The 9,107-nt window shown below is 71.5% G+C and carries 8 protein-coding genes; 4 read left to right on the forward strand and 4 right to left on the reverse strand.

Going from position 1 to position 9,107, the window contains the following annotated elements; all coding sequences use genetic code 11:
- Positions 1-66 precede the first annotated feature (66 nt).
- On the reverse strand, positions 67-654 hold the full coding sequence (locus ACZ45Z_RS27120; protein WP_468367534.1) for a hypothetical protein: 588 nt from the start codon (positions 652-654) through the stop codon (positions 67-69).
- Between the two features lie 570 nt (positions 655-1,224).
- Between ACZ45Z_RS27120 and ACZ45Z_RS27125 the strand changes: the two genes are divergently transcribed.
- The gene (locus ACZ45Z_RS27125) at positions 1,225-2,772 is read left to right on the forward strand and encodes a glutamate-cysteine ligase family protein (RefSeq protein WP_468367536.1); all 1,548 of its coding nucleotides are present in this window, start codon (positions 1,225-1,227) and stop codon (positions 2,770-2,772) included.
- A gap of 36 nt (positions 2,773-2,808) precedes the next feature.
- Here the strand turns inward: ACZ45Z_RS27125 and ACZ45Z_RS27130 are convergent, their stop codons facing one another.
- On the reverse strand, positions 2,809-4,653 hold the full coding sequence (locus ACZ45Z_RS27130; RefSeq protein ID WP_468367539.1) for a substrate-binding domain-containing protein: 1,845 nt from the start codon (positions 4,651-4,653) through the stop codon (positions 2,809-2,811).
- 216 nt (positions 4,654-4,869) lie between these two features.
- Between ACZ45Z_RS27130 and ACZ45Z_RS27135 the strand changes: the two genes are divergently transcribed.
- Entirely contained in the window at positions 4,870-5,691 is an 822-nt protein-coding gene (locus tag ACZ45Z_RS27135) for a CPBP family intramembrane glutamic endopeptidase (protein WP_468367542.1), read from the forward strand.
- 164 nt (positions 5,692-5,855) lie between these two features.
- Here ACZ45Z_RS27135 and ACZ45Z_RS27140 read toward each other — a convergent pair whose 3' ends face one another.
- Entirely contained in the window at positions 5,856-6,680 is an 825-nt protein-coding gene (locus tag ACZ45Z_RS27140) for a PhzF family phenazine biosynthesis protein (RefSeq protein ID WP_468367545.1), read from the reverse strand.
- A gap of 152 nt (positions 6,681-6,832) precedes the next feature.
- On the opposite strand from ACZ45Z_RS27140, the gene ACZ45Z_RS27145 reads away from it, so the two are divergent.
- Positions 6,833-7,459: a PadR family transcriptional regulator gene (locus ACZ45Z_RS27145; RefSeq protein ID WP_468367548.1), complete on the forward strand. Its 627-nt coding sequence runs from the start codon at positions 6,833-6,835 to the stop codon at positions 7,457-7,459.
- A 116-nt stretch (positions 7,460-7,575) separates the two neighbouring features.
- Here ACZ45Z_RS27145 and ACZ45Z_RS27150 read toward each other — a convergent pair whose 3' ends face one another.
- Positions 7,576-8,004 carry a type II toxin-antitoxin system Rv0910 family toxin gene (locus ACZ45Z_RS27150; RefSeq protein WP_468367551.1) on the reverse strand — a complete coding sequence of 143 codons (429 nt, stop codon included), beginning with the start codon at positions 8,002-8,004 and terminating at the stop codon, positions 7,576-7,578.
- A gap of 318 nt (positions 8,005-8,322) precedes the next feature.
- Between ACZ45Z_RS27150 and ACZ45Z_RS27155 the strand changes: the two genes are divergently transcribed.
- On the forward strand, positions 8,323-8,853 hold the full coding sequence (locus ACZ45Z_RS27155; protein WP_468367554.1) for a peptidase: 531 nt from the start codon (positions 8,323-8,325) through the stop codon (positions 8,851-8,853).
- Positions 8,854-9,107 lie beyond the last annotated feature (254 nt).

Raw genomic sequence — 9,107 nt, forward strand, 5'->3', positions numbered from 1 at the left:
CCGGACGGGACCACGGGACATCCTCGCCCTTAAAGGCGGCCGCCAACGCGCGGCCGGCCCACGGGGTCAGGCCGGTGAGCGCAGCAGCGGCGCGGGCGTCAGGCGCAGGGTGAGCCGGGGCAGGAGGTCGGCGACCCGCTGCGGGCGGTGCGCGGCGATGCCCGGCGGGGCGGGAGCCAGGGGAACCAGGAGATCACCGGGGTCGGGCAGGCCGCCGGCGCCGTCGGAGGTGATGTCCTGGTGCAGCCACAGGGTGAGCATGTACAGCTCGGGGACGGAGAGCAGCCGTGGCTGGTACGGCGTGGTCAGCGAGTCGGCCTGTTGCAGGGCCTGTTCGGTGGCCGCGACGTAGGGGCCGCCGCAGAAGTGCGAGAACGTCCAGCCGTCGGCCGTGAGCATCGCCTCGGCGGTGGCCACGGCACGCTCCCCGCCGCGGACGAGGAAACGCCAGCCGGCCAGGCGGGTGCGCGGTGAGCCGCCGGCACGGGTGACGTCGTCCCATACGTGGACGGGCAGTGGGTGGTCGGGGCTGAGCGGTCCCTGATGGGCGCGCAGGGCGGAGGTCGGGGCCTCGCGGACGGCGGTGGGCGAGCCGAGGGCGGCGAGAACGCTGCGCAGGGCGGGTGCGGGGGCAGGGGGGAGGTGCAGCGGCATGGTGGGTCGCCTCTCACTTCGGAGACACGGTGGAGCTGGGCAAGTGCGGACGGCGCTGTCAGCGTGGCGGGGTCAGAGCATGGCCGACCGGGGCTGCGGCCCGGCGGGGTCAGCCGCTGTGCCCCGGCACCGGTGAGAACACCGCGGAACCGGGCGCCAACTCTCTGCCTCGTCAGCGGAGTTTATACGACAGGTGTTCTGGGATTGTTTCGGCTAGTCGTCGCGTGAATTTCCGGCAAGGCGTAATCAGGACCCCTGTGCGGGGTGTTTTACGTCGCTTTGCGCGGGGCCTCGGGGGCGCTACCTCATATTTCCCCGCCGGCGCGGTAGGCCGGATCTCGTCGGTGTTTTTGACGAGAGAAATGCGTACGGCGATCGCCGCTGAGATATGCCCACGGAATGTGCCAGGCACTCCGTCTCTTCGAGCCTATCGGTACCGGCACGCCCCTGAGGCGTTATCGATCAGATTGCTGGGGCATCATCGACCGTAGCGCGTGCCCCGGCGGTGCCGGGGACGGCTCCCAAGCGACCCGTTTTCCGCGGGCCGTTCACTCGAGGAGGGACCCTTCGATGGGCGAGAAGGTCGCCGCGGACGTGATCGACCTGGCGGACCGGGAGCGTTATCGAAGAAAGCTTCACGAGTGTCTGGAGGGGTTGGGGCGGTTGCTCGCCCAGAAGCGGTTCGACCGGCCCAGGAATCTCATGGGCCTGGAGATCGAACTCAATCTCGCCGGCGCCGACGGCCTTCCTCGGATGATGAACTCTCAAGTTCTGGAGCGCATCGCCAGCCACGATTTCCAGACCGAACTCGCGCAGTGCAATCTAGAGGTCAACATCATGCCGCACCGATTGTGCGGCGGCGTCCTGGACCAGCTCGCGGAGGAACTCCGTACGGGCCTTGCCTACGCCGACAGAAAAGCGCGCGAGGTGGCTGCCAGGATCATCATGATCGGCATACTGCCCACCTTGACGGCCACCGACCTGACGGCCGCCAGCCTGTCGGAGAGCGACCGGTACGTGCTGCTCAACGACCAGATGCGGGCGGCCCGCGGTGAGGATTTCGCGATCGACATCGAGGGCGTCGAGCGCCTCGTGTCCCGCTCGCCCTCCATCGCCCCCGAGGCCGCCTGTACGTCGGTCCAACTGCACCTCCAGGTCACGCCCGGCCGCTTCGCCGCCGTATACAACGCCGCCCAGGCCGTCGCCGCGGTACAGGTGGCGATAGGTGCCAACGCGCCGTTCCTCTTCGGGCGGGAGCTGTGGCGCGAGTCGCGGCCGCCGGTCTTCCAGCAGGCCACCGACACACGGGCCCCCGAACTCCAGGCCCAGGGAGTGCGTCCGCGTACCTGGTTCGGGGAGCGCTGGATCGATTCTGCTTACGACCTCTTCGAGGAGAACCTGCGCTACTTCCCGCCACTGCTGCCGATCTGCGGGCCGCAGGAGCCGCTGCGGGTCCTGGACGAGGGCGGCGTCCCCGACCTGTCGGAGCTGGCGCTGCACAACGGCACGATCTACCGCTGGAACCGGCCCGTCTACGCGGTCGCCGACGGCGCCGCCCACCTGCGGGTCGAGAACCGGGTACTGCCGGCCGGGCCCACGGTCGCCGACGTCATCGCCAACACGGCCTTCTTCTACGGCCTGGTGCGGGCGTTGGCCGACCAGCCGCGGCCCGTCTGGTCGCGGCTGCCGTTCCCGGCCGCGGCGGAGAACTTCGACGCCGCCTGCCGGTACGGCATCGACGCGACCCTGCGCTGGCCCCGGTCAGGGCGGGCCGGCGGCATCACCGACCTGCCGGCCGTGCGGCTGGTGCGCCAGGAGCTGCTGCCGCTCGCGGCGGCCGGCCTGGACGCGTGGGGCATCGAACCGGCCGACCGGGACCACTACCTGGGCATCATCGAACAACGCTGCGTCCGCCGCACGAACGGCGCCTCCTGGCAGGCGGCGGCCTATCACCACGCGCTGCGCCAGGGCCTGACGCGGGACGCCGCGCTGGCCGCGATGACCCGGCGCTACGGCGATCTGATGGAGTCCGGGGAGCCGGTGCACACCTGGCCGGTGGCCTGGGCGGCCACGGCACCCGTCGTTCCGGGCGCGCGGCAGGCGGCGGAGAGCGCGTAACGGGAGAGGGGCTCCACCGGGAGGCGTGGCCGGGTCCTAGCGCGGTCCGGTGGCGCCCGCTTCCATGATCGCTTTGAGGATCACCTGGTGGATCCGCGACGGGTCGCTGACGCGGTGGAACGAGCCGCCGGTCGGGGCCACGATGCGTTCCAGCGCCGAGTCGTTGGCCTCCGGGCCGATCGCGAGGGCGATCAGCGGGACCGGCCGCGCCGGGTCGGAGAGCTTCTTCAGCGAGGCCGTGAGGGAGTCCAGGCCGATGCTGCTCGAATCGTCGTCGGCGCCGTCGGTGACGACGACCAAGGAGTTGAACTTCCCGCCCGCGTACGTCTCGCTCGCCTTCTCGTAGGCGGCGCGGAGGGTGTCGTAGAGGCCGGTGGCGCCGTTGGGTACCGGGGCCAGCGAGCCGAACGCGGCGGCGAGTTCCTCGCGGTGCGTGCCGCCGTCCGCGCCGGCGTCGCCGAGCCGGGCGGTGGGGGACAGCTCGACGTAGTCCTTGCCGCCGTCCAGGAGGGTGGCGAACTTCCACAGGCCGATCTCGTCCTCCGGCGTGAACGTCTTCAGCGCCTGGAGCAGGGAGTTCTTGGCGAGATCCATCCGGGACCGGCCGCCGCTGCCCGGCACCTGGTTGGCCATCGACGCCGACGCGTCGACGACCGTCGTGATCCGGGCGCTCTGCACCGTGATCGTCCACATGCCCAGCAGCGCCTGGACTTCCTTGGCGGACGGGGTCTCGGCGATGTCGTCGGCGTAGGGCCGCGGGACGCGCCCGCCGGCCGCCCGCTTCACGTCCTCGGGCGGTTCGTGATTGCCGGTCCGGAAGCCGTGCTCACGCAGCGTCCGCTGGCCCTGGGTGTCGCTCAGCAGCGTCATGAAGCGGTTGGCGGCCCGGACCTGGACGGCGCTGAGTTCGTCATCGTCGACGAGTGTGTAGGGGTAGTCGAGCTGCGCGGTGCCGTCCTGCGGGTAGATCAGGTCCAGGTCGGGGCCGCCGTTGTCCCCGGCGTTGTAGGCGTGCGCGGCCTGTTCGGAGAGCAGCAGCGCCTGGTTGCGGCGCGGATTGCCCAGTTCCGCGCCGGAGCCGTCGCGCGGCAAGGTGGCCAGGAGCCGGCCGTCGCCGTCCGCGACCCGCTGGTAGAGCAGCTTCGCGGCGGCGGCCGTACGCGTCTCGGCGTCCCCCTGGGCGTCCTCGGAGTCGTCGGCGCCCTTGCCGTCCCCGGTGTCCTCGCCCTCCCCACCGTCCTCGGTGTCCTTGGCGTTCGAGGCGTTGATCCGGGCGAGTGCGAGCAGTCCGGTCGCGCTGTGGGCCGGGTCGGCGACCCCCAGCCGCAGCGCGTCGCCGGAGATCACCTCCTGGGTCAGTCCGGCCCAGGTGTGGGTCTTGTCCGGCCAGCCCAGGGCCTTGGCGGCTTTGGGGACGGCGCCCAGTGCGATCGGCGAGGAGGCGATGGTGCCGGTGGAGGTCAGCGGAGTGCCCTGCTCCGCGCCGACCCGCTCCACCCACAGGCTCGAATCCGGTATCCACACCTGGTATTGGGAGTGGGCCGGCCGCTGCCCGAACGCGTCCGCGACCTCGTAGCCGACCCGCGAGGTGACCTTGACGTCCAGGCACTTTCCGTCCGTGCGGGTGCCCTGCTCGCGGGCCCGGTCGGCCACCGCTCGCAGCGCCGGCGCGATGTCGGGGGAGGCGGCGACGTCCAGCCGTACGGACTGGCCGTCGCACGCTTCTCCGAAGGGCAGCAGGTCGGTGCGCAGCGCGATCACGGATCCGGCGGCGACGGCCAGGACGACGGCGGTCGAGAGGAGCAGGGTGCGGCGGCGGGTGCCGGGGCGGCCCCCTGTGCTCTGGGGTGCGGAGCCGTCGGGCAAGCTGTGTCGTCCCATTGCGGTAGCGCCTCCTGATTCTCGGAGCTCGTCGTCGGAGCTCGATCGGGATTCGATGGAGGGAAACGCGCCACGTGGATGGCGCCCGTCCCCGGCCTGTCGCGCGCGATCTTCGTACCTGCTGTCGAGACCCTAGCGGGGCGGTGGTGACGAAGAGGCGGTATCGCGGAAGTGTGAAAGGAAGTGGAGGAAGCCGTGCAGTCGGATACAAGCCCCGTGGCCGATGCGGACGTTCCAGGTCGAGGACCTGGTGCGGGGCGGAGCGAAGGGACGGCCGAGGAGCCGCGCCGCGGTCTCCTGCGGAACGAGACGCTGCTCGTCCTGGCCCTGTCGCTCGGTGCCAGCGCGGTGTCGGCGCTCATCAGCTTCCTCGGTTCCGTGACCAGACCGGGCGCCCTCAAGGACCAGGCGGCGACGCTCAACGCCTCTCATGCGCCCGGCCGGCCATGGCTGGATCTCGCCTGGCAACTGTTCGGTATCGCGACCGCTCTGGTGCCCGTCGCGCTGGTGGCCCATCTGCTGCTGCGCGAACGGGCCGGCGGTCTGCGCGCGATCGGCTGGGACCGGCGGCGGCCCGGCTTCGACCTGAGCCGCGGCACCGGGGTGGCGGCGGTCATCGGCGGGAGCGGTCTGCTGCTCTACCTGGGCGCGCGGGCGGTCGGTTTCAACCTGACGGTGGTGCCCGAGGCGCTGCCCGACGTGTGGTGGAAGATCCCGGTGCTGATCGCCTCCGCGGTGCAGAACGCGGTCCTGGAGGAGGTCATCGTCGTCGGGTATCTGCTGCGCAGACTCGGGCAGTTGGGCTGGGGCCCGACGGCGGCACTGGCGGCCAGCGCGGTGCTGCGCGGCTCGTACCACCTCTACCAGGGCATCGGCGGCTTCTTCGGCAACATGGTGATGGGCGTGCTCTTCGTCCTGCTCTACCGGCGGTGGGGGCGCGTCGGGCCGCTGGTCGCCGCGCATGCGCTGATCGACATCGTGGCGTTCGTGGGGTACGCGGTGTTGGCGGGGCGGGTGGGGTGGTTGCCCACGCGGTGAGGCGGGGCGTGCGGGGTGGTTGCCCACGCCGGTGGGGAGGGGAGGGGCGGCGCCTGGTGTTCTGGAGTGGCGGCCGGTGGGGCGACCGGCCGCCGGTGACCCGGGCGAGTATCAGCCGGCGGTGACCCGGGCGAGGGTCACTCGCCGGTGACCTGGCCAGGGGGTCAGCCGCCGGCCAGCAGCTCCCCGTCGATCACCGTGACCGCCGCGCCGGTCAGCAGCGTACGGTCGCCGCGCAGCTCGGTCCGTACGAAGCCGGAGCGGTCGCCGCCCTGCCTGCCGACCAGGGTGTCGAGGCCCAGGCGCGCCGACCAGAAGGGGGCGAGCGCGGTGTGCGCGCTTCCCGTGACGGGATCCTCGTCGACGCCCACGGCGGGGAAGAAGCAGCGCGAGACGAAGTCGTAGCCGCCGTCGGGATCTTCGGCGCGGGCGGTCGTGATCACGCCCCGCCCGCCGTGCCCGGCCAGTGCCTTCAGGTCCGGCGCCAGCGCCCGTACGGCCTTCTCGTCGGCGAGCTCGATCAGCAGGTCGCCGACGAGCGGACCGGTGTCGTACGCCGAGCGGATCTCCGGGCTGCCCAGCGCGCCGACGACGATTCCGGGCACCTCCACGGGCGTGAGCGGGGCGGTAGGGAAGTCCATCGTGATCGACGCGCCGTTGCCGGCCGTCGTGGTCAGCACGCCGCTGCGGGTGCGGAAGCGGACCGTACCGGTGGCCTTCCCGGTGGTGCGCAGGACGTGCGCGGTGGCCAGGGTGGCGTGCCCGCACATGTCGACCTCGGCGGCCGGGGTGAGCCAGCGCAACGCCCAGTCGGCGTCGCCGCCTTCGGGCAGCGGGTGCGCGAAGGCGGTCTCGGAGAGGTTGACCTCGGTGGCGACCTGCTGGAGCCAGGTGTCCTCGGGGAAGGTGTCGGAGTCCAGGAGCACGACTCCCGCGGGGTTGCCGCCGAACGGACGCTCAGTGAAGGCGTCGACGATACGAATCCTCATGGCCGTGAGCGTAGGGGTCCGGCAAAGCCGCAGGCCAAGGCCAATCTCAGCGAATTGGACCCGAAAGGGGTTGCTCGGCGAGCTGTTCCGATATATCGTTGAAGCATCGCGAGCGATCAAAGATAGAACTCGCCAGTAGGAAGGATGTCGTCATGCGTCCCCAAGGACATGACCACGGACACGAGCACCGACATGAGCACTGCGGACCCGGGCGCCACGGCGGCCGGGGCGAATTCCCCGGAGGCTTCGAGCGACTGCGCTCCGCCTTCGGGCCGTTCGGACCGCCTTTCGGAGGGCCGCCGTTCGGTGGCGGCCGGGGCCGCGGCGGACCCCGGGGCCGGGCGCGGCGCGGCGATGTGCGCGCCTCGATCCTGGCGCTGCTCAAGGACCGGCCGATGCACGGCTACGAAATGATCCAGGAGATCGCCGAGCGCAGCGGCGGGGCGTGGAAGCCCAGCCCCGGCTCGGTCTACCCCACCTTGCAACTCCTGGAGGACGAAGGACTGATCACCAATGCCGCGGACGGCGGGAAGAAGCTCTTCTCGCTGACCGACGAGGGACGGGCCGAGGCCGAAAGCGGCTCGGACGCCCCTTGGGAGGACGCGGGGCGCGGCGTCGACTGGGACGCCATGAACGAGATCCGCAAGGCCGGCGGTGGCCTGGTCGAGGCGTTCCGGCAGGTGTGGGCCACCGGCAGCCCCGAGCAGCGGGAGAAGGCCATGGCGGTGGTCAACAAGGCGCGCAAGGAGCTGTATCTGATCCTCGCCGAGGAGGATTGAGCGGCAGCCGGGGGGTATGGGTGCGGCAGTCGTGGGATGGATGCCGCACCGGGGGACGGATGCCGCGGTCGGGGGATGGATGCCGCGGTCGGGATTCCGGCCGCGGCATCGACCCGTCAGGCCACCAGGGCGGCGAGCCTGCGCAGTGACTCGTTCAGGGCCGTGCCGGCCGAGTCCTTCAGCTTGCCCGCCATCAGCGACACTGCGGCGCCCGTGAACGCGCCGTCGATCCGGACCGTCGTCGCCTCGCCGTCCGGTGTCAGCTCGTAGCGCATCCCCAGGGTGACGCCCATGGGGCCCTTGCCCGTGAGATCGAGCAGGCGGCCGGGCTCCAGTTCCCGCACGGTCCAGTTCACCTCCGCGGGGAAGCCCATCAGCTTCATGTTCTCCTCGTAGCCCGCACCCACCTCCAGCGTCAGCGGGCCGCCTTTGGGGAAGGCGGTGTGCGTGGCGTTCCACTGCCCGTAGGAGTCGAAGTCGGTGAGCCGGTCCCAGAGTCGCCCGGCCGGTGCCTCGATGCGGGCCTGAGCGGTGACTTCGGCCATGCGACCACTCCTTCGGTGACTGTTCGGCGATTGTCCGGTGACTGTTCGATGGCTGCTTCCCGTGGAGGGACCGTTTCTCGTCGTTGCCGCGGAACGTAGCCGCCCGGGGGTGAAGGTTCAATGCCGGCGAGCGGTGAATGTGATGGCTCGTCAGGTCGGTGTGGGGTGGACCACGTGGACCGCTCCGGTCACCAGGTATTTCCGCGCGTCTCCTCCGTAAGGAGGAGACGCCACGCGGGCGTCCCCAACCACCGTGGGAGGCGCAAATGCTCCCCGCCGGGGATGTTTCGACCGTCAGGAGCTGATGAGGTGGGGAGCGTGCAAAACCGTACTGCGTACAACGGCGGCGACGGACCCGCCCAGCCGGACCTCGACACACGGCTCACCGCGGAGCTGGCGTCGGTGGTATCCGCGGCCCGCAGGCGGGCCACCCGCGACGGCGACCGCCAGGTCGACACCGCGCATCTGCTGCACGGCCTCCTGGAATCGGACCCCGCCGTCCGCGCCGCCTTCGACGGCGCGCCGCAGGTCGCGCGGCTGCTCGGCTACCTCGTCCAGCGCAGCATCAGCTACGGCCTGCGATGGCACGGCACCGTGGAGGACTCCGGGGCGGTCCCCGTGATCGGCGAGAGCGGCGTCCCGGGCTGGTCGCCCGCCGCGGCCGCCGCCATGGACGCCGCCCTCGACCGTGCCCGCGCCCGCTACGCCGACCGCGCGGACTGCCTCGACCTGCTCGTCGCGCTGGTGGACGACCCCGAGTCCCGGGCCGTGGAAGTCCTGCGCCGCGCCGCCGTCGACACCGCCCTGCTCGCCGCTCGCCTGGACGGGTACCGCGCCTGCCAGGATTGACAGGGGTCTCGGGCAGGGCGCTGCTGACGGGGCTGTCATGATGACCCGATGCACGCGTCTTCGGCGAGCCCGCCCGGTCCCCCGACCGGCACGGGCCAGGCAGTTCCCGGGCCCTCCCTGGGCATCGACCGGCCGCGGGGGGCCGGGGGGGAGAGAGGTGGGGGTGAGATGAGGGATGGCGACCGGCCCGCCATCGGTCCTGCATCCTCCCCCACCCTTAGGTCGCCAAGAACCGACCTCAAACCTAGCGTCGG

This window comes from Streptomyces sp. NPDC031210, assembly GCF_055570395.1.

Excerpts from the sequence above, each read along its gene's own strand:
- ACZ45Z_RS27125 (WP_468367536.1), top strand. The coding sequence starts at position 1,225 with ATGGGCGAGAAGGTCGCCGCGGACGTGATCGACCTGGCGGACCGGGAG.
- ACZ45Z_RS27130 (WP_468367539.1), bottom strand. The coding sequence starts at position 4,653 with ATGGGACGACACAGCTTGCCCGACGGCTCCGCACCCCAGAGCACAGGG.
- ACZ45Z_RS27145 (WP_468367548.1), top strand. The coding sequence starts at position 6,833 with ATGCGTCCCCAAGGACATGACCACGGACACGAGCACCGACATGAGCAC.
- ACZ45Z_RS27150 (WP_468367551.1), bottom strand. The coding sequence starts at position 8,004 with ATGGCCGAAGTCACCGCTCAGGCCCGCATCGAGGCACCGGCCGGGCGA.
- ACZ45Z_RS27120 (WP_468367534.1), bottom strand. The coding sequence starts at position 654 with ATGCCGCTGCACCTCCCCCCTGCCCCCGCACCCGCCCTGCGCAGCGTT.
- ACZ45Z_RS27140 (WP_468367545.1), bottom strand. The coding sequence starts at position 6,680 with ATGAGGATTCGTATCGTCGACGCCTTCACTGAGCGTCCGTTCGGCGGC.